15 protein-coding genes, 1 tRNA gene and 1 other RNA gene are annotated in these 19,400 nt (G+C 74.1%); 10 read left to right on the top strand and 7 right to left on the bottom strand.

The window, feature by feature from the left end:
• Nucleotides 1-20 precede the first annotated feature (20 nt).
• Nucleotides 21-1,250, bottom strand: a complete 1,230-nt coding sequence (locus tag OIE12_RS15860) for an MFS transporter (protein ID WP_329135843.1) — start codon at nt 1,248-1,250, stop codon at nt 21-23.
• A gap of 243 nt (nt 1,251-1,493) precedes the next feature.
• Between OIE12_RS15860 and OIE12_RS15855 the strand changes: the two genes are divergently transcribed.
• Nucleotides 1,494-3,413 carry a copper resistance CopC/CopD family protein gene (locus OIE12_RS15855; RefSeq protein ID WP_329135840.1) on the top strand — a complete coding sequence of 640 codons (1,920 nt, stop codon included), beginning with the start codon at nt 1,494-1,496 and terminating at the stop codon, nt 3,411-3,413.
• A gap of 65 nt (nt 3,414-3,478) precedes the next feature.
• Here OIE12_RS15855 and OIE12_RS15850 read toward each other — a convergent pair whose 3' ends face one another.
• From OIE12_RS15850 to OIE12_RS15840, 3 genes are all read right to left on the bottom strand, one after another.
• Nucleotides 3,479-4,399 (bottom strand): DUF72 domain-containing protein, encoded by a 921-nt coding sequence (locus tag OIE12_RS15850; RefSeq protein WP_329141986.1) that lies wholly within the window; start codon nt 4,397-4,399, stop codon nt 3,479-3,481.
• 173 nt (nt 4,400-4,572) lie between these two features.
• Nucleotides 4,573-5,232, bottom strand: coding sequence for a response regulator transcription factor (locus OIE12_RS15845; RefSeq protein ID WP_329135838.1), 660 nt, complete (start codon nt 5,230-5,232; stop codon nt 4,573-4,575).
• On the bottom strand, nt 5,220-6,755 hold the full coding sequence (locus tag OIE12_RS15840) for a sensor histidine kinase (RefSeq protein WP_329135835.1): 1,536 nt from the start codon (nt 6,753-6,755) through the stop codon (nt 5,220-5,222). The genes OIE12_RS15845 and OIE12_RS15840 overlap by 13 nt, the downstream gene beginning before the upstream one ends.
• A 198-nt stretch (nt 6,756-6,953) precedes the next feature.
• Here OIE12_RS15840 and OIE12_RS15835 point away from each other — a divergent pair, with 198 nt between their 5' ends.
• Genes OIE12_RS15835 through OIE12_RS15825 form a run of 3 tightly spaced genes read left to right on the top strand, consistent with a single transcriptional unit; the run spans nt 6,954 to nt 10,527 of the window.
• Entirely contained in the window at nt 6,954-7,199 is a 246-nt protein-coding gene (locus OIE12_RS15835; RefSeq protein WP_329135833.1) for a hypothetical protein, read from the top strand.
• A complete protein-coding gene (locus OIE12_RS15830) occupies nt 7,196-7,966 on the top strand; it encodes an ABC transporter ATP-binding protein (RefSeq protein ID WP_329135831.1) in 771 nt (256 codons plus the stop codon). Before OIE12_RS15835 ends, OIE12_RS15830 begins: the two co-directional genes overlap by 4 nt.
• A gap of 2 nt (nt 7,967-7,968) precedes the next feature.
• Nucleotides 7,969-10,527 (top strand): ABC transporter permease, encoded by a 2,559-nt coding sequence (locus OIE12_RS15825; RefSeq protein ID WP_329135829.1) that lies wholly within the window; start codon nt 7,969-7,971, stop codon nt 10,525-10,527.
• A gap of 122 nt (nt 10,528-10,649) precedes the next feature.
• On the opposite strand, the gene OIE12_RS15820 is transcribed toward OIE12_RS15825, so the two are convergent.
• Nucleotides 10,650-11,057 carry a RidA family protein gene (locus OIE12_RS15820; RefSeq protein WP_329135827.1) on the bottom strand — a complete coding sequence of 136 codons (408 nt, stop codon included), beginning with the start codon at nt 11,055-11,057 and terminating at the stop codon, nt 10,650-10,652.
• 103 nt (nt 11,058-11,160) lie between these two features.
• Here OIE12_RS15820 and OIE12_RS15815 point away from each other — a divergent pair, with 103 nt between their 5' ends.
• The 4 genes from OIE12_RS15815 (at nt 11,161) to OIE12_RS15800 (ending at nt 13,644) form a co-directional block, all read left to right on the top strand.
• Nucleotides 11,161-11,619 (top strand): winged helix-turn-helix transcriptional regulator, encoded by a 459-nt coding sequence (locus OIE12_RS15815; protein ID WP_329135825.1) that lies wholly within the window; start codon nt 11,161-11,163, stop codon nt 11,617-11,619.
• 325 nt (nt 11,620-11,944) lie between these two features.
• A complete protein-coding gene (locus OIE12_RS15810) occupies nt 11,945-12,616 on the top strand; it encodes a DUF4232 domain-containing protein (RefSeq protein WP_329135823.1) in 672 nt (223 codons plus the stop codon).
• Between the two features lie 348 nt (nt 12,617-12,964).
• Nucleotides 12,965-13,309 (top strand): hypothetical protein, encoded by a 345-nt coding sequence (locus tag OIE12_RS15805; RefSeq protein ID WP_329135822.1) that lies wholly within the window; start codon nt 12,965-12,967, stop codon nt 13,307-13,309.
• Complete coding sequence (locus tag OIE12_RS15800; protein WP_329135820.1) at nt 13,306-13,644, top strand: type II toxin-antitoxin system PemK/MazF family toxin; 339 nt, start codon at nt 13,306-13,308, stop codon at nt 13,642-13,644. Before OIE12_RS15805 ends, OIE12_RS15800 begins: the two co-directional genes overlap by 4 nt.
• A gap of 42 nt (nt 13,645-13,686) precedes the next feature.
• Here the strand turns inward: OIE12_RS15800 and OIE12_RS15795 are convergent, their stop codons facing one another.
• Nucleotides 13,687-16,113, bottom strand: coding sequence for a helicase C-terminal domain-containing protein (locus OIE12_RS15795; protein WP_329135817.1), 2,427 nt, complete (start codon nt 16,111-16,113; stop codon nt 13,687-13,689).
• A 422-nt stretch (nt 16,114-16,535) separates the two neighbouring features.
• Nucleotides 16,536-16,620, bottom strand: a tRNA-Ser gene (locus OIE12_RS15790).
• 73 nt (nt 16,621-16,693) lie between these two features.
• Between OIE12_RS15790 and ffs the strand changes: the two genes are divergently transcribed.
• Both ffs and OIE12_RS15780 read left to right on the top strand, forming a co-directional pair.
• An RNA gene (gene ffs / locus OIE12_RS15785) (signal recognition particle sRNA small type) lies at nt 16,694-16,790 on the top strand.
• A gap of 113 nt (nt 16,791-16,903) precedes the next feature.
• Nucleotides 16,904-19,387: a DNA polymerase III subunit gamma and tau gene (locus OIE12_RS15780; protein ID WP_329135815.1), complete on the top strand. Its 2,484-nt coding sequence runs from the start codon at nt 16,904-16,906 to the stop codon at nt 19,385-19,387.
• Nucleotides 19,388-19,400 lie beyond the last annotated feature (13 nt).

The raw sequence follows: 19,400 nt of genomic DNA, 5'->3' as shown, positions 1-19,400 counted from the left end.
GCGCTGGGGAAAAGGAGTCGTCACTCCGCGAACGCTAGCGGTCGCGGTGCGCGACGGGGCAGCAGCAGCGGCGTCGCCAGCAGGAGCACCCCCGCCGCGCCGATCGCCGTCCGGGTGCCGGCGAGACCGGCCAGCACACCCCACAGGGCCGTCAGCGCCGCGATGCTGAGCTTGGTGGAGACGGACCACGCGGACAGCGTGCGGACGACGCGGTCGGCCGGGGTCTGCTCCAGCCGGTAGGTGGCGTACACCGGGTTGAACACGCCGCAGCAGGTGATCACCCCGAACTCGACGAGGACGACCAGGACGAGACCGGGGACCCCGGGCCGGACGAAGGCCAGGCCGACGGGCCAGCAGGCGCGCAGGAGGCCCGTGGTGAGCAGGATCCGGTGCTGTCCGAACCGCGCGGCCAGCCGGCGGGCCAGCCGGGAGCCGATCAGACCGCCCACGGAGGGCAGTGCGAAGGCGAGGCCGTACTGCCAGGGGGCGAAGCCGAGGGGACCGAGCATCAGCACGGCGAGCAGCGGGGAGACGGCCATGAGCAGCCCGTTGAAGAAGACGGTGTTCCAGAACAGCGGGCGCAGCGCCGGGTCGCCGAGGATGAACCGCCAGCCGTCGAGCAGCTCGCCGGCCCGGGGACGGGACGGCGCACCGGCCTCCTCGGCGCGGACGGGGCGGACGGGGCGGGGTTCGTGCGTGCGGATCGCCCGGAGGCCGGCGGCGGACAGGAGATAGCTGGCCGCGTCGGCGAGCACGGTCACCACCGGCCCGAACAGCCCGACCATCGCCCCGCCGAGCGGCGGGCCGAGCACGGTGGCGGTCCAGCTCGTCGATTCGAACCGGGCGTTGACGACGAGCAGTTCCCCGGGCGGCAGCAGGGTCTTGATGTAGGCCCCGCTCGCCGCCCGGAAGGTGATGTCGGCCGCGGCGACGACCACCGAGACGGTCAGGAGCTGGACGAAGGTGAGGGCGCCGAGCAGGTAGGCGGCGGGGATCGTCAGCAGGGCCGCGCAACGGACGAGATCCGTGGCGACCATGACGGGCCGCTTGCGCCGGAACTCCAGCCAGGGCCCGAGCGGCACCGCCACGACGGCCCCGACCGCCAGCCCGGCGGCGGCGAGAGCGGAGACGGCGACGGGCCCGGAGTGCAGCACGAGCACGGCGATGAGGGGAAAGGCGTCGAACGCCAGCCAGGTCCCCAGCACACTGACCCCGTAGGACCCCCACAACAACCCGCCACCGGCCCCCATGCACAGCTCCCCTCGATCCGGCGGCCCACCGTACGCGAGGGCCGGGGCGGCAGCGGCGGAAAACCCACCCGGCACCCCCGCCCACCCTGAACACGCCACCCACCCTGAACACCCCGCCCCCACCATCCGTACGTAACCAAAACCCCCAAACCGCGAACCCCGCCCCCTCAACCCCCTCGACCCCCTCGACCCCGCCCCCTCAACCCCTGACCCCGACCCGCAACCTACGGAGATCCAACGGACGTGGACGCACAGCGGGACCGCCACTCTCCCCACCTTCACCTCACCCGCGCCCTCACCCTCCTGACCGCCACCCTCCTGCTCCTGCTCACCGCCCCCACCCCCGCCTCCGCCCACGCCGTCCTCACCTCCTCCACCCCCCAGGACGGCACCGTCGCAAAAGCCGCCCCCAAAACCGTCACCCTCACCTTCAGCGAGTCCGTCGGCCTGCTCGACGACTCCTTTCGCGTCCTCGACCACACCAACCGCCGCCTGCACACCGGCACACCCACCCGTGCGAACGGCGAGGGCGACACCGCCCGCATCACCCTCCCCGCCCGCATGGCCGACGGCACCTACACCGTCGGCTGGCGCGTCGTCTCCGCCGACAGCCACCCCGTCTCCGGCGCGTTCACCTTCTCCGTCGGCAAACCGTCCCCCACCGCCGCCGACCTCCCCGCCGAGCCGTCCTCGAACGGCGCCTCCACCACGCTCTACGACATCGCCCGCTACGTCGCCTACGGCGGCATCGCCCTCCTGATCGGCGCCTTCGCGTTCGCCGCCGCCACCGGCCTGGCACCGGCGCGGGGCCCGGCCCGCCTGGGCTGGTGGACCCTGCTGGCCGCCACCGTGGCCCTGTTCCTGCTGCGCGGCCCGTACGAACGCGGCACCGGCCCCGCCTCCGCCCTCGACCCGACGCTGCTCGACGACACGGCCGCCACCCGCCCCGGCCTCGCCCTCCTCGCCCGGCTCGCGCTCCTCGCGGCGGCGGCGTTCTACCCGCTGGGCAAGGCGACGGCGTTCTCTCCACTGGGCAAGGCGGCGGCGCTCGACCCACCGGGCAAGGCGACGACGGGCGCCCCGCACGAGACAGGCGCCCCGCACGAGAAAGGGGCACCGCCCGAGCCGGGCGCCCCGCGCGGGGAGTGGCCGCGCCTCGCGGGCGGCACGCTGCTGGCGCTCGCGTTCGCTCTCACCTGGGCCATGTCCGAGCATGCCTCCGCCGGCATCCAGGTCCCGGTGGCGATCACCTCCGCGGTGCTGCACCTGCTGGCGATGGCCGCCTGGCTCGGCGGCCTGGTGGTCCTGCTGACCACGCTGTACCGCTCGCCCGATCAGCTCCCGGCCCACGCGGTGACCCGTTTCTCCCGACTCGCGTTCCTCTCGGTCGTCGTCCTGACGGTCACCGGCTTCTACCAGTCCTGGCGCGGCCTCGGCTCCTTGGACACCCTCACGACCACGACGTACGGCAGGCTGCTGACGGCCAAGCTGCTGGCCGTGGTGGTGCTGCTGGCGGCGGCCGCGTACTCCCGTCGCTTCACGGCCCGACTGGCCGCCCCCCGGCAGGCGACCACCGAGGCCCGGACCCGCGTACCGCAGCCGGTGGGCGCCCCGACACCCCCGCACACCCCCACGGCCGAGCCCCCCACGGACACCCCCGCCGGCACCTCACCGCCCCCCGACCACCACCGACTGCGCACCTCCGTCCTCACCGAGGTCACCGTCGGCGTCATGGTGCTCGTCGTGACCACCCTGCTGACCGGAACGCAGCCGGGCCGCGCCGAGACGGAGGCGGTCGCCGCGCAGGAGGCGGCCCAGCCGATCCTGGGCGCCTCGGCAACCGTCCCCTTCGATCTGGGTCCGACCGGCGGCCGGGGCAAGGCGCAGATCGATCTGACCCCCGGGCGGTCGGGCGAGAACACGGTCCAGGTCGTGACGTACGGGCCCGACAACGGCATCGTGACGGTCCCCGAGGTCCGCCTCACCTTCACCCTGGCGGGCCGGAAGCTCGGCCCGCTCGATGCCAAGCTCGAGGACAAGGGCGGTTACTGGGGTTCCGACACCCTCAACCTGCCGCTCCCGGGCGTCTGGACGATGGCGGTGACGGTGCGGACGACGGACGTCGACCAGGTGACGGTGAAGCAGGACATCCACATCGGCTGACGTGCGGGACGGCCGGCGAGTGACGTCGCCGGACGTTTCACGTGAAACAGGCCCTGCCGTCTGTTTCACGTGAAACGAGCCGTGTCGCCCGTTTCACGTGAAACATTTACCCGATCGCCCCACGCCACCCGATCCCCCCACTCCTCCCGCAGCAACGCCTCCATCCGCCCCGCCGCTCGTACGGCGGCCTCCGCGCAGCAGTTGTTGAACAGGACGTGCAGCTCCTCGGCCCGGTCGGCCATCGTCCGCAGCCGCGGTATCCACTCCCGCAGCTCGTCCACCGCGTAGTCGTACCGGAACCGCTCCTCCTTGCTGCCCGTCCCCCACGCCGGGCTGCGCCCGTGGAAGCGGACGACGGCCAGGCGGAGGGAGGTGACGGGGGCGACGGGCGGTATGGACGTGGACAGGGTCTGCACCATGTCCACGGCGACGGCCGCCAGCCCCAGCTCGGCGAGGAGCGCGCACGTGGCGTCGTACTGCCGCGCCCGCCACCACTCCGGACGCCGGAACTCCACGGCGACGGGCCAGCCGGCCGTCCGCTCCGCGCACTCCCGGAGGGCGGCCACCGACCGCGAACCGGGCGCGAACCACGGGGGGAACTGGAACAGCACGGTGCCGAGCCGGCCGGCCGCCCGCAGCGGGCCGATGGCGTCGGCGAACCGCCGCCACACCTCGTCGCGCAGCTCGGGTCCCTGCGGGAGGCCGCGGAGTTCGGCGGGGAGCACGCCCTGCCGGGTCGGGTGCCCGGTGAGCGCGGAGAAGGCCTTCACGTCGAAACGGAAGCCGTCCGGCGTGCGCTTCACCCACAGCTCGCTGTTGCGGGCGCTGGGCAGTGCGTAGTAGCTGGAGTCGACCTCCACCAGGGGGAACCGCGAGGCGTAGTGCCGCAGCCGCCCCTCGGCGTCCCGCGAGCCCTCCGGGTACCAGCCGCTGGTGACCAGCGCCCGATCCGTCCACGAACACGCACCGACCCGTACGCCGCCCACGTCCATGCCGCCGCCCCTGCCCGCGCCGTGCCCCTGCGGCCGGCCCATGGCATTCCGCTTAACCCGGACGGGCGCGGAAAAACGCCGAGTGCGGTGCGGGCCACCCGGGGTGACGGTCCGTCGGCCGCCCCGGGGGCGGCCGGGATGCGGTCGGGGGCGTCCGTCGGCGTGGCTCAGGTCCGTCGGCGTACGTCGTCCAGGTAGCGCAGGACGGCGGCGACCCGGCGGTCGACCTGGTCGGCGGGGGACAGGTCCAGCTTGGCGAAGATGCTGCGGATGTGCTTGTGCACGGCGCCGTCCGTGACGACGAGCCGTTCGGCGATGGCGGTGTTGCCGAGGCCCTCGGCCATCAGCGCGAGCACCTCGCGCTCGCGCGGGCTGAGCCGTTCCAGCCGGCTGTCCTCGCGGCTGCGGGTGAAGAGCTGGGCGACGACCTCGGGGTCGATGGCGGTGCCGCCGTCCGCGACCCGGCGCAGCGCGTCCAGGAACTCCTCGACCCGGCCGACCCGCTCCTTGAGCAGATAGCCGAGCCTGCCGACGCCGCCGGTGAGCAGCTCGGTGGCGAAGGTCTGCTCGACGTACGCCGACAGTACGAGGACCGCGAGGCCGGGGTGGCGGCGCCGGGCCTCGACGGCGGCGACGATGCCCTCGTCGGTGTGGGTCGGCGGCATCCGTACGTCGAGGATGGCGACGTCCGGCCGGTGCTCGTCGATCGCCTTCAGGGCCTCGTCGGGGGTGCCGGCGGTGGCCACCACGTCGAGGGCCTCGGCCCGCAGCAGCAGGGCGAGGCCCTCGCGCAGCAGGGGGTCGTCCTCGGCGATCACAATCCGCATGGAAGTTCCACTTCGAGTGTTGTCGGGCCACCGCGAGGGCTGGCCAGGGCGAGCGTTCCGTCGTGTGCCGCGATCCGGCGGCGGATGCCGACCAGTCCGGAGCCGCCGTTCTCGTCGGCGCCTCCGTGGCCGTCGTCGGTGACGCGCAGCCGCAGCCGGCCGTCGTGCGTGCGCACGGTGACCGCGGCGTGGCGGGCGCCGCTGTGCTTGGCGATGTTGGTGAGCGCCTCGGCGACCACGAAATAGGCCGTCGCCTCCACGGAGGCGGCACAGCGCTGGGGCGCCTCGACGTCGATCCGGCACGGGACGGGGCAGGAGGCGGCCAGTCCGTTGAGCGCGCCGGCCAGTCCGCGGTCGGCGAGCACGGGGGGCAGGATGCCGCGGGCGACCGTGCGCAGCTCGGCCAGTGCCTGTTCGGCGGCGCTCTGGGCGCGTTCGAGCAGTTCCTCGGCGCCGGCCGGGTCGCGGGCGACCATCCGGCGGGCGGCGCCCAGCAGCACGGTGACGGTGACGATGCGGTTCTGCGTGCCGTCGTGCAGGGAGCGCTCGATGCGGCGCAGCTCGGTGGCGTGGGCGTCGAGGGCGGCGGCCCGGGTGGCGGTGAGCTGGGCGATCCGCAGGGACAGATCGGCGTCGGGACCGGCCGAGAGCAGCTGCCTGCCCGGCTTGGACTGGAGCCGGGCCATGCCGGGGACGAGGCCGAGGATGATCGCGATCCAGCCAATGGCGAGCAGGGTCACGGAGAGCGCGTCCGCCCACGAGTGGGCGACGCCGAACCCGAGGGACGTACTGGAGCTGCCCTTCGGGGCGAGGCGCCACCAGAGCGGGAAGGTGGCGTCCCGGACGGCGAAGAGGAGCAGCAGCACACTGGCGAAGCCGAGCAGCAGACCGAGGGTGGCATGCCGGAACAGCCAGGCCAGTTCGCGCCGGGTGGTGGGGTCGGTGACGGCGAGCCGGAGCCGGGTGGGCGGCGGCTCGGGGGCGATGATCTCCGGCCCCCACCGGCTGAGCCGGTCGCGTTCGCGCCCGGCCAGGGCGTGCAGCAGGCGCAGCACACCCGGGGCGAGCAGCAGCCCCACGCCGACCAGGCAGGCGACGGCGGTGAGCCCGGTGACGACCATGACCACGAGCGCGATCATGGCGGTACCGAAGCCGCCGGTGAGCTGCTCGAGCCCGTGCACCGCGTCCTTCCCGGCCCGCGAGACGACGGCACGGAGGCTGCGCTCGGACACGTCGGCCTCCACGGGACGGCCCTCGGGGCCGGAGGGGTCGGGGGCGTGGTGCTCCATGGGGTGCTTCGGGGCTGCGAGGCCGGGGGTGTGGTGCTCCACGGGGTGCTTCGGGGCTGCGAGGCCGGGGGTGTGGTGCTCCACGGGGTGCTTGCCACCGGCGCCCGCCACGGAGCCCGCGGCGGCGTCATGACGCTCGGTGCCGGTGGCGCCGGCGGGGGTCTCCCGGGCAGCCCGGGGCGCCAGCGTCCCCGGCGTCCCAGGCGTCCCCCGGGGTGTGTCGTGCGTCGGCATGGTGGCCTCCTCTCGCAACGACCCTAGGGCGCCGGACCGTTCGCCGTCAGCCCGGGAGCCGAGGAGTACAGCCTGCTGTACCCCGGACCGGGCGGCTGGCGGGCTCGGCCGGGCGCGGGCGGATGCCTAGCGTCGTAGACACGCCGAAACGACGGGCCCCCAGCCCGGCGGCGTCCCCGCGGCCCCGAAGGAGTCCCCATGTCGCACCCCGACCCGTACCGCTTCACCGGCCCCGCCGACGACCACGGGCAGCCGGCCCGCTCCGGGGTCAGCCGCTCCGACGTCCTGCGCGCCCTGCTCTGGACGGTCCTGGTGATCAGCGTGCTCGCCAACAGCGTCGCCTCCTACGGCGACGCCTCCACCGCGGTGCACCTCGCCTTCGGCGTCGTCACGGCCGCCTGCGCCACCGCGCTCGTCCTGCAGCGGCTGCGGGGCCGGCGATGACCTGGCCCTTCGCGGCCCCCGGCCGGCCACCGGCCGCGTATGCCGCCCCCGCCCCCGCCATCGCCCTGGACCGGGTCGGCAAGACCTACTCCGGCGGCGTCCGCGCCCTCGACGACGTCTCGCTGACGGTCGCGCGCGGCACGTTCCTCGCCGTGATGGGCCCCTCCGGCTCCGGCAAGAGCACGCTGATGCACTGCGCCGCCGGCCTGGACACCCCGTCCACCGGCAGCATCCGCATCGACGGCCAGGAGATCGCGGGCCTGAACGAGACCCGGCGCACGGAACTGCGCCGCGAGCGCGTCGGCTTCGTCTTCCAGTCGTACAACCTGGTCCCGTCCCTGGACCTCGCCGACAACATCACCCTGCCGCTGCGCCTGGCCGGCCGTGCGCCCGACCGCGAGTGGCTGGGAATGCTGGTGGAGCGGGTCGGGCTGGCGGGCCGGCTCACCCACCGGCCCACCGAACTCTCCGGCGGCCAGCAGCAGCGCGCGGCGATCGTGCGCGCGCTGGTGGCCCGCCCGGCCGTCGTCTTCGCCGACGAGCCGACCGGCGCGCTGGACCTGCGCAGCGCCCACGAGGTCCTGCGGCTGCTGCGCGAACTCGTCGACGAGCTGGGCCAGACCGTGGTGATGGTCACCCACGACCCGGCCGCCGCCGCCCAGGCGCACCGCGCCCTGGTGATGGCCGACGGCCGCGTCGTCGAGACCCTCGACGCCCCCACCGCGCCCGTCCTGGCCGACCGCCTCGTCGCACTGGGAGGACGCTGACCATGCTGCACCTCGCCCTGCGCTCCGCCCGTCACCGGATCGCCGCCCTGCTCGCGGTGGCCTGCGCGATCCTCGGGGCCGCCGCCCTGCTCACCGGCACCGGCGTGCTCGCCGAGTCCGGACTGCGCTCCTCCCTGCCCGCCGGGCGGCTGGCCGGCGCCGACGTGCTCGTCGCCGCCGACCAGAGCGTGAAGGCGCCGGGCGACATGACCCTCGCGCTGACCGAACGCGGCACGGTCCCGGCCGCCCTCGTGGACCGGCTGGCCGGGCTCCCCGGGGTGCGGGGGGCCGCCACCGACCTCAGCTTCCCCGCCGCCGCCGTCACCACAGACGGCGGTTTCGCCACCGCCGTCGACCCGGCCACCGCGGGACACGGCTGGTCCTCGGTCCGGCTGCTGGCGCATCCGCACGTCACCGGCGAGGCCCCGGCCGGCCACCACGAGGTCGCCCTGGACCGTGCCACGGCCACCGCCGCCCGGGCCGCCGTCGGCGACCGGATCCGGATCGTCGCCGCCGGCCGCCCCGCCGTCGACTACCGCGTCTCCGCGATCGTCGACGCCCCCGGCGCCGGCCTCCTCTTCGCCGACTCCACCGCCACCGGACTGGCCGGCCGGACGAGCGGCCCGCGCGCCGGCACCGTCGACCTGATCGGGCTGCGGGCCGCCCCCGGGCACACCGACGAGGTCGCCGCCGCCGTCCGCGACCGGCTCGCGCACTCCGGCACCGCCGCGCGACACCTCGAGGTCCTCACCGGCAGCGACCGCGGCGACGCCGTCTCGCCCGGTGACGGCGCCGCCCGCTCGCTGCTGGTGCTGCTCTCCTCCTCCCTCGCGGGCGTGGTCGTCCTGATCACCGGCTTCGTGGTGGCGGGCGCGCTCACCGTCGCGGTCAACGGGCAGCGGCGCGACCTGGCCCTGATGCGGGCCGTCGGCGCCACCCCGAAGCAGATCCGCCGGCTCGCCGCCGCGCAGGCCATGGTCGTCGCCGCGGTGGCGTACGTACCGGGCGCGGCCCTCGGCTACGTACTGGCCGACCAGCTGCGGCAGCTGCTGGTGGACCGCGGCGCGGTCCCGGCCGCGCTGCCGCTCACCGTCAGCCCGCTGCCCGCGCTCGCCACCGCCCTGCTGCTGGCCGGCGCCGTACAGCTGGCGGCCAGGGGCGCGGCCTGGCGCACCTCGACGCGGCCGGCCACCGAGGCGGTCGCGGAGTCCCGCACCGAGCCCCGCGAGCCCGCCCGGATGCGGACGTACGGCGGCCTGCTGGTGATCGTCGCCGCGACGACGCTGTCCGTCGCCCCGCTGCTGTCACGCACGGCGATCGGCGCGGCGGCCACCCAGATGGCCGGCATCGTCGGTGCGATCGGCCTCGCCATGGCGGGCCCGGCGCTGACCCGGTGGGCGGGCGGCGCGCTCGGCCGGCGGCTGCGCCCCGGCACCGCGGCGCCGACCTGGCTCGCGGTGGCCAACGTCCGCGGCTACGCGCTGCGCGTCGCGGGGGTGGTCAGCACCCTCGCCATGGCGGTCGCGTTCGTCCTGACGTACACCTTCACCCTGACCACCGTGGCCGAGGCCACCGCGCAGGACACCCGCACCGGCACCCTCGCCCAGCACCGGGTCACCGCGCCGGGCCTGGGCGGACTGCCCACCGGCCTGCTCGACGACGTACGCGGCACCCCGGGCGTCGAGGCGGCCGCGCCCGTCGGCTCCACCAACGTCGTCTACTCCTACCGTGAGCTGGGCGACGTCACGACCGAGTCGGCCTCCGCGCTGATCCTCACCCCCGACGCGCCCCGCGTCCTCGACCTCGACGTACGCTCCGGCAGCCTGACCGGGCTCCGCGGCGCCACGGTCGCGCTCAGCGACGAGACGGCCCGCTCGCTGGACGCGGAGGTCGGCGACCGGATCGAACTCACGCTGGGCGACGGCACCGACGTCCGTCCGCGCGTCGTCGCCGTCTACACCCGCGGCCTCGGCTTCGGCCCGTTCGCCCTCTCCCACGACCTCGCGGTCCCGCACACCACCACCGGCCTCGACCAGAGCGCCCTCGTCCGCACCGACGGCACCCCCGCGGCGGCGCACGCCCTCGCGGCCCTGGCCGCGAAGACGCCCGGCGTGAGTGTGGGCGACACCGCCGACGAGAGCGACGGCCGTCTGTCGGACGCGCCGGCGGAGGTCTGGATCAACCTGGCCACCATCGCCGTCCTGCTCGCCTATCTGCTGCTGAGCATCGCCAACAAGCTGGTGGCGACCACCTCCCAGCGCCGCGAGGAGATGGCCACGCTCCGCCTGAACGGCACGACTCCCGCGCAGATCCGGGCGATGATGCGCCGCGAGGCGGTCCTGATCACCGCGGGCGCGCTGGTCGCGGGCATGGCCCTGACGCTGGTGCCGCTGGCCCTGCTGGGCACGGCCTTCCTGCACCACCCCTGGCCGTCGGGACCGGTCTGGCTGGTCCCCGCCACGGTGCTGACGATCGCGGCGGTGGCCTACCTCTCCCTCCAGCTCCCCACCCGCCACGCCCTGCGCACACCGCCGGCGGCGGCGCTGGGGGCGCGGGGGTAGAGCGGGTGGCCGGCGGCGGGGGTGGCCGGCGGCGGGGCGTGCGGGCCGCGGGGGTGGAGCAGGTGGCCGGCGGCGAGGTGTGCGGGGCGCGGTGGGGGCGGCTGGGCTTACGGGCTCTCCGGTCAGTCGAGTACGGCGACGGCCTCCACCTCGACCAGATGCTCGGGCACGTCCAGCGCCGCCACGCCGAGCAGCGTGGCGGGCGCGGCGGGCGTCGTCCCGAGCGCGGCGGCCGCCCGGGAGATGCCGTCAAGGAGCAGGGGCATCTTGTCCGGCGTCCAGTCGACGACATGGACGTTCAGCTTCGCGACGTCGGCGAACGAGGCACCGGCCGCGGCCAGGGCGGTGGCGACGTTGCGGTAGCACTGCTCGACCTGCGCGGCCAGATCGCCCGCGCCGACGGTGACCCCGGCGGCGTCCCAGGAGACCTGTCCGGCGACGAAGACGGTCCGTGCGCCGGAAGCGACCGCCACCTGCCGGTAGACGTCGATCTCGGGCAGCCCGTCGGGGTTCAGCAGGGTGATGGCCATGGGGATACGCCTCCTGGTGCGTGCTCTCTTGTGGTTACTCGGGAACCATAGGAGAGTGACCGCTGACGTGGAAGAACGCACTTTTCGGTGACTGAGGAACCTCATGGTGAGCAAGCAGGTCAGGGACGCGACGGCCGGGAACGCGAAGGCGAAGGCGAAGGACGCGACGGTGAGGGAGGCGACCGAGCGGCCGGTCACGGACGAGGCCGACATCACGCGGGCGGACTCCCTGGCCCGCGAGATCTTCACGGACATCGCCAACAAGTGGGCCCTGCTGATCATCGAAACGGTGGGCGACCGCACCCTGCGCTTCACCGAACTGCGCAGCGAGGTCGACGGCATCAGCCACAAGATGCTGACCCAGAACCTGCGCCTGCTGGAGCGCGACGGCCTGGTCGAACGCACGGTGTACCCCACCGTGCCGCCGCGCGTCGAGTACACGCTCACGGAGCCGGGCCAGGCCCTGCGCGCGACGGTCGACGCCATGTGCGACTGGACCCAGCGCCATCTGCGCGCCATCGAGACGGCCCGCCACCGCTTCGACGCGGCCCGCCCGGCCTGAAGCGCGCACGGACCGGCGGGGACGGGGCACGGTCGCGGCCGAGTGCCGCCCGGGTCACGGAACTGTCCCGGCGGCCGCCGGCCCGCACGAAGACGCGGAACGGCGACGGGAACTCCTGCTCGAGCCGCGTTCCACCAGGACCGGCGGGGGCGCGCCCGGCGCCGGCCCGCGCGGTGCGGCGACGTCTCCTCGACGTTTCCTGTAACAGGCACGTAGTAGCGGGTGGCCGGGAGGAACGGCGCGGCGGCCGGGGCCGCTCTAGGTGATCAGAAACGCTCGCCCGTACCGACGGGCAGGCACCCCGACCGACACCGAGGAAGACACCATGCGCGCTCAGAAGCTCACCATCGCCGCCCTGGCCCTCGCCGCGGGCCTGGCGCTCACGGCCTGCCAGAACGACGACGCCGCCATGGGGCAGGACACGTCGGCCAATGGGTCCTCCTCGTCCTCCTCGTCCTCCTCGACCGGCGGCTCGGGCTCGGGCGGCAAGGCGGCCCAGGGCTCCGCGAAGGAATCCGGCGGCACGAAGGCGGACGGGCAGGGCGGCAGCGAGGGAACCGGCTCCGACACGAACAACGGCACCGAGAAGTGCCGCACCGACAACCTGGACATCACCGCGCAGGACACCACCATCACCGGCGAGGACCCGAGGACCGTCGCGGTGACGTTCATGAACGCCGGCGGCCACGACTGCGTGCTCAGCGGTTTCGCGGGCGTCGACCTCAAGACCAACGCGGGGACGATCTCCGCGCAGCGCGAGGGCAACCCGGCCGACGCGACCGTCCTCAAGAACGGCAAGTCGGTGTCCTTCTACGTCTCCTACCCGGTCAACGACACGGGCGGCTCCGGCGTCCGCATCACCGGGCTCGTGGTGACCCCGCCCAACGAGACCAAGTCGGTCACCCTCACCTGGCCGGGCGCCGGCTCCCTTCCCGCCTCCGACGACGCCGCCCCGGTCAAGGTCGGCCCCATCGGCAGCGCCGGCCAGGGCGGCTGACCCGACCACCCGGCACCACCGGAAGGGCCCCACCACGAACGGTGGGGCCCTTCGGCATCGTGCCCGGTGAGGCACTGGCGGAGGATACGAGATTCGAACTCGTGAGGGGTTGCCCCCAACACGCTTTCCAAATGTTCGTTGGGGGGCTCGGTGATGTACGGGAGTGCTCTGACCTGCGATGCAACCGACTCGGGTGGGACTTCTGAACGACGTTGTACGGCGGTGAACGCAACCAGAACCGCAACCACGATCCACGGCCCGCGCCACGGCCCCGTTGTCTTCTTGACGGGCTCCGGCCGCCGGTCCCACACTAGGTGTATGACATTTGTACGACAGGAAGGAGGGAGTGTGGACACGGCAGCGGTTCCCAAGAAGCGGCCGGTCAAAAGGGCTGCCACGAAGGCAGGCAGGCGAAGTGCGGCAGCGGCCGCCCTCGGGCCCAGCAGGCTGGCACAGGTTCGGCTCCGCAGTGAGGAGATGCAGGCCCTCCAGGAGGTCATGCGGACGCTGCACCTCGGCTCGACCTCCGATGCCCTCCGCGAAGGACTGAGGCTCCTCGCGCGGGAAGCCGCCGAGGTGGGGGCGGCCGAGGAGATCCGTGCCTTCTACCAGGGACAGGCTGTACCCCTGCCCGAAGGTGTGGTCGAGCCGAGTGACGCCGAGCTTGCGGCAGCGGACGAGATGGAGTGGTGAGCCCTGGTACGGCGCTCCGTGGCGAGGTGTGGGCCTGCGCGCTGCCCCAGCCAGTGGGTCCGCACCCCGTGGTCGTCCTCACGGTCAACCGGATCGCGGAACCGCTTGCCTCTGTGACGGTCGCGCTGGTCACCGGCACCTCCGGCCCACAGGTCACGCATGTTCCCATCGGACACGACGCGGGGCTGACGAAGTACGACGAGTCCTACGTGAACTGCGCGGACCTGCACACGGTGGCGAAGGCGCGGTTGCGCAGGAAGCTGGGGCTGCTGGCTCCGGGCGAGCTGCACCGTGTGGAGGACACGGTCCGTCTGATTCTCGGGTTGCAGCGCTGACATCGGCAGGGCCGAAAGTAACGGGTGTCGTGCCGGGCAAGGTCACGTCGGCATGACGCCGTGGATGCGGGAGAGCGTGAAGACGCGTTCGTCGTCGCGCAGGTGGCACCAGGCTTCGAGGTAGGGCGGGTCGAGTGCGAGGCGGCTGAGGGTGCGTACCGTCCGGTTCCCCGAGGTGGCGACGTACTCGATGGTGAGGGGTCCGCCGGTATCGATGGCATGGGCGAGCTGACGGACGTCGCTGTACGGCAGGTGCTTGGCCCATCCTGCGACGATCTCCTCGGTGTCCGTGGCGAAGGCCGCTCCTCCGTCGGACGGCGCGGGTCCGGGAGGCGTGGGCGGGGCCTTCAGCAGTTGGGCTGCCAAGGTGCCCGGGTCGACGGGGGCGGGCGTCTTCGTCATGCCCGTGGCGGCCCTCCGGCCACTGTTCCTCGTGCCGGTGCCGCGCGGAGCCGGCACCGGCGTGGCGGCCCGCTGGGGCCGGGTCTTCTCGATCCGTACCGTGCCGTCGGCCGTCTCGGCGACGGGGGCGTATCCCTCGGCCCGGAGCGTGGCGAGAGTCGTCTCGAGCGGGCTGCGGCTGATCAGTACCGTCGGCGCCAACTGTCGCAGTCCGAGCGTCGCGAGTCGGCGGTGGGCGGCGAGTTCGGCCAGGAGGGCGGGCTCGTCGCCGTGGAGGACGCAGGCGGCAGGGGCGATGCGCACGTTCCCGTGGCCGCGTGCGGTGTCGGCGATCAGGTACGACAGTGGTTGCGGCAGGGGACCGGCTGCGACGGCGGTCAGGTCGGTCGTGATGTCGTCACCGGCACGGCCGGCGTCCAGTGCCCGGCGAATGCTGCCGGCACTGAACCGCCACACCGACGCCGTGCCGCTGCTCTCCCGGTCGGCGACGGAGTCCAGGAGCGAGGCCAGCCGCGCGGACGGTGTGCCGGTGACGACGGCGGTGAGGTCGCCGCCGATCCGTGCCGTCACGGCAGCCGAGGGCAGCAGCCGCCGGCATTCCATTTCCAGCCCCTCCACGTCGCCTGTCCGCAGATGGATGCCGAGGGCGGACAGAGCGCCGCGAGCGAGCACCCCGAGGATCTCGGCCTCACGGATAACGGCGGCGAACGGTGTCGCGTCCGAGGGTGAGGAGTGGGCGAGCGGGCGGTGCCAGGTGATCAGGGGCCCCAGATCCGAGGTGGCCGTCGCGCCCTGCCCGGTCGGAAGTCGTGCGGCCGCGGCCAGGAGTCCGTGGCGGGCCTGCGAGCAGTCGTTGCAGGGCGGTGCTCCCGCGAGAGTGGGAAGTGCCTTGTTGTCCTCGTCGCGCGCCTGGGTAGGGGTGAGCGGCAGGGTCCACCATGCCTGGAGGAGGACGGCGAACCGCTCCGGGGGTTCCTGTTCCGCCCAGGCGTCGTATGCCTCCGTCGCCGCCATACGATCGCCGTCACGGCCCAGGAGTCCGGCGGCGTACGCGGTCTCCAGGGTGACCCGCACGATCGCGTCGTCAGCCTGGGCCGCCTTGCCGATACGGGCCAGTTCACGCGCGCCGATCCCGCCGGACTTGAGCCGGGTCGGTGCGGTCGTCGAGCAGGCCGACAGGACGGAGGCGGCCTGGGCCGCGAATGCCGTGGCCGCGGCCGATGCCTCGCGGTCCACCTCCTTCGGGGTGACGGACGCCGACCACACGGAGGGCGGGGCGGGCGCGAACGGGGCGTGCCAGCCCGGCCCGCGCAGCGCGAGTGCCACCTCGGCCGGCATGCGGGCCGGACCGTAGCTGCGACGGTCCTGGACCAGGAACCCTCGGTCCAGTGCCCACCGGGCGCCCGGTTCGAGGCCGGAGCCGGAAGCGCCGAACACGAGGAACCGCGGCTGCCCCGGCACACCCTCCGCACGGCGTTCGAGCAACTCCCGGGCCGCCGTAGGGGCTTTCGCGACCACCGGGACGACCTGCTCCGGGTCACTGTGGTGCCCCACCAGCGCGGCCAGCCGCTGCGCCTTGGTGGCCGGCGGCTTGATGCCCAGTGCCACCAGCATGCCGCGCAACTCGTCGGAGGTCGCACCCACGAGCAGGTGCTGCAGCGGAGCATCCAGCCCCAGGGGCGCGTCCCATGCCCGGCGCAGCGGTCCGGCCATGTGGAGGTCGCCCGCGCCGTCCGGCCAGACCAGGGCGTGATCGGCCAGCGCTTCCAGCACGGCGTCCAGTTCGCGAACGGGTTCGTCGTCCGCCGCCCCCAGCAGTTCCGCCAGGGCATCGCGCGACGCGGGCGTGCCCAGCGCCGCCAGCGCTTCGGCCGCCTGGAGGTGCGGCAGCGCGAGCCGTGGCAGAGCCAGTGCCACCGATCCCGGACGTTGAAGACGGTCCGCCAGCTCCCCCACCGAGCGCGGCTCCGGAGGCGACACGGCGTCCCTTCGTACTTCGAGCACGCCCGCCAGACGAGAGCCGTCGAGGCTGCCCAGCCATGTCGCCAGCGTCGATCGGGACTTCATGGGTGCACCTCGTTGGACCAGGATGTGTCGCAGCGGGGCCGGTGTCCCGGCGCCGGTTCCAGAATGGCGCATCCCGGTGATCAGCGGGTGCCGTACGGGGCGGATTCCCTCCAGGGAGCGTGGGTCTCTTCGGGCCCGCCCGAACCGTGGCGCGAGAGGTCCGGCCGGATCCCGTGCGTGCCCCGTACGATCTTGGGTCCTGGCCGTCGGCGACCGTCGCGGTGCCCGCCGCCAAGTTCCGTAAGGGGCCACCATGCAGGCGGCGCCGGTCGGTCTCCATGGGATACGGAAGCGCGCGCCCGGCTGCTCGCCGAAATGTTCTGAATGTCGGCCGCAGACGCAGTCAAAAGTGCAACCAACTCACAGCAGGAAGCCGAGCCACACTTGTGGCTCGGCTTCCTGCTTCCCCTGTTCGGGGGCTGCGGAGGATACGAGATTCGAACTCGTGAGGGGTTGCCCCCAACACGCTTTCCAAGCGTGCGCCCTAGGCCTCTAGGCGAATCCTCCGCCGGGAACATTACATGACGGTGGGGAGTGGTTGCGAACTCGATCGGGGGGTGGGCGATCGGGTACGCTGGGCCTCAGCCCCTCACGCGGCGCTATCTGACTGAACTCCCCCAGGGCCGGAAGGCAGCAAGGGTAGGTTGGCTCTGGCGGGTGCGTGGGGGGTCTTTGTTTTCCCCCGATCCCCTGGTCCCGGTTCATGTGGTTCCGGTTCGTGGTCCCGGCGTGGCCGGGGTCTCCTCGGTGGCGGGGTCCGTTGTCAGTGGGCGCCTATAACCTCGTATGCGTGTCCTCTCTCGCGCTGTACCGCCGTTACCGCCCGGAGTCGTTCGCCGAGGTCATCGGGCAGGAACACGTCACCGACCCGCTGCAGCAGGCGCTGCGGAACAACCGGGTCAATCACGCGTACCTGTTCAGCGGTCCGCGCGGCTGCGGGAAGACCACCAGCGCCCGGATCCTGGCCCGCTGCCTGAACTGCGAGCAGGGGCCCACGCCGACGCCGTGCGGCGAGTGCCAGTCCTGCCGCGACCTCGCGCGCAACGGCCCCGGCTCGCTCGACGTCATCGAGATCGACGCCGCCTCGCACGGCGGTGTGGACGACGCCCGTGACCTGCGGGAGAAGGCCTTCTTCGGGCCCGCGAGCAGCCGGTACAAGATCTACATCATCGACGAGGCCCACATGGTCACGCCGGCCGGCTTCAACGCGCTGCTCAAGGTCGTCGAGGAGCCCCCGGAGCACCTGAAATTCGTCTTCGCCACCACCGAGCCCGAGAAGGTCATCGGGACGATCCGCTCCCGTACCCACCACTACCCGTTCCGGCTCGTGCCGCCGGGCACGCTGCGGGACTACCTGGGCGAGGTGTGCGGCAAGGAGGACATCCCGGTCGAGGAGGGCGTGCTGCCGCTCGTCGTGCGCGCGGGCGCGGGGTCCGTGCGTGACTCCATGTCCGTGATGGACCAGCTCCTCGCCGGCGCCGGGGACGACGGCGTGACGTACGCCATGGCCACCGCGCTGCTCGGTTATACGGACAGTTCGCTGCTCGACTCCGTGGTGGAGGCGTTCGCCTCCGGGGACGGGGCGGCGGCTTTCGAGGTCGTCGACCGCGTCATCGAGGGGGGCAACGACCCGCGGCGGTTCGTCACCGACCTGCTGGAGCGGCTGCGTGACCTCGTCATCCTCGCCGCCGTCCCGGACGCCGCCGAGAAGGGGCTCATCGACGCCCCCGCCGACGTCGTCGAGCGGATGCAAGCGCAGGCGGGCGTGTTCGGCGCGGCCGAGCTCAGCCGCGCCGCCGACCTGGTCAACGAGGGGCTGACCGAGATGCGCGGGGCGACCTCGCCCCGGCTCCAGCTCGAACTCATCTGCGCACGCGTCCTGCTGCCCGCCGCCTACGGCGACGAGCGGTCCGTCATGGCCCGCATGGACCGGCTGGAGCGGGGCGTCGGCTTCGCCGCGGCCGGTGCCGGACCCGCCATGGGGTACGTCCCGGGGCCCGGAACCCACGGCGGAGCGGCGGCCGACGGTGCCTCGGCGGGGTACGGCGCGGGTGGCGCGGGGATGGTGCAGCAGGGCGGTCCGCCGCAAGGGGGCCCGGGTGACGCGCAGGTCCCGCCCGGCGGCGGTGTCGCGGCGGCCCGGGCGGCGGTACGGAACGGGGGTGCGGGGCCGCAGGGTGCCCCGGGTCCGGGTCCGGCCGATGGTTCCGGTCCCGTCGATGAGGCTCCGCCCGTGGGTGCCGTCGCGCCGCCGCAGCCGGAGTCGGCCCCCGCACCGCAGGACGGTCCCAACGGCACAGGTGGCGCCGGTGCCGCGCCCGGTGCCTGGCCCACCGCCGCGCCCACCGGCGGCGGCCGTCGCCCCGGCGGCTGGCCCACCGCCGCGCCCACGGGTGGCGGCGGACAGCAGTCGGGCGGCCCCGCGGCGGCCCCCGCCCCGCGCACACCGGCGGCGGCACCGGCCGCACCGGTGCCCTCGGCCTCCGGCCCTGCTCCCGGCGGGCTCGACCCCCGGGTCCTCTGGCCCAACATCCTGGAGGCGGTCAAGAACCGCCGCCGCTTCACCTGGATCCTGCTGAGCCAGAACGCCCAGGTCACGGCGTTCGACGGCACCACCCTGCAAATCGGCTTCGTCAACGCGGGCGCACGCGACAACTTCGCCAGCAGCGGCAGCGAGGACGTGCTGCGGCAGGCGCTGTCCGAGCAGTTCAACGTGCAGTGGAAGATCGACGCGGTCGTCGACGGCCCGGGCGGTTCCGGTGGCCCCGGGGGACCGGGCGGCGGCGGGCCGGGCTTCGGACCGGGGAGCGGCCCGGGCGGCGCGGTGCCCACGGCCGGCGGCGGCTCCGGGTTCGGCGGTGGGCCCGGGTACAACGGTGGAGGCAGCGGCGGCGGAGGGACCGGCTTCTCGGCGGCCCCCGGCGCCCCGTCGGCCCAGTCCGGCGGCTACGGCTCGAACGGGTACGGCTCCGGCGGCGCCGGTGGTCAGGGCGGCGCCCTCGCCACCGCGCGCCCCGCCCCCGCACAGGCCGCGCCCCCCGCACCACGGCCGTCCGCCGGGCCGGCCGCCGCGTCCGGGCCCGCCTCGCGGCCGGCCCCGTCGGCCGGTCCGGCAGCGGCCGCCGACACCGCCCCCCGCCGGGCCCCCGTCGCCCCCGAGGACGACATGCCGGAGGAGGACGACCCCGACCTCGTCGAGTCCGCCCTCTCCGGCCACGAACTGATCGTCCGCGAACTGGGCGCGACAGTGATGGAGGAGTTCTCGAACGAGTGAACGAGTGAACGAG

This window comes from Streptomyces sp. NBC_00670 (genome assembly GCF_036226765.1).
Lineage (GTDB): Bacteria > Actinomycetota > Actinomycetes > Streptomycetales > Streptomycetaceae > Streptomyces.
Note: the sequence above shows the minus strand (reverse complement) of the source record. Positions and strands in the feature narration are given on the sequence as shown.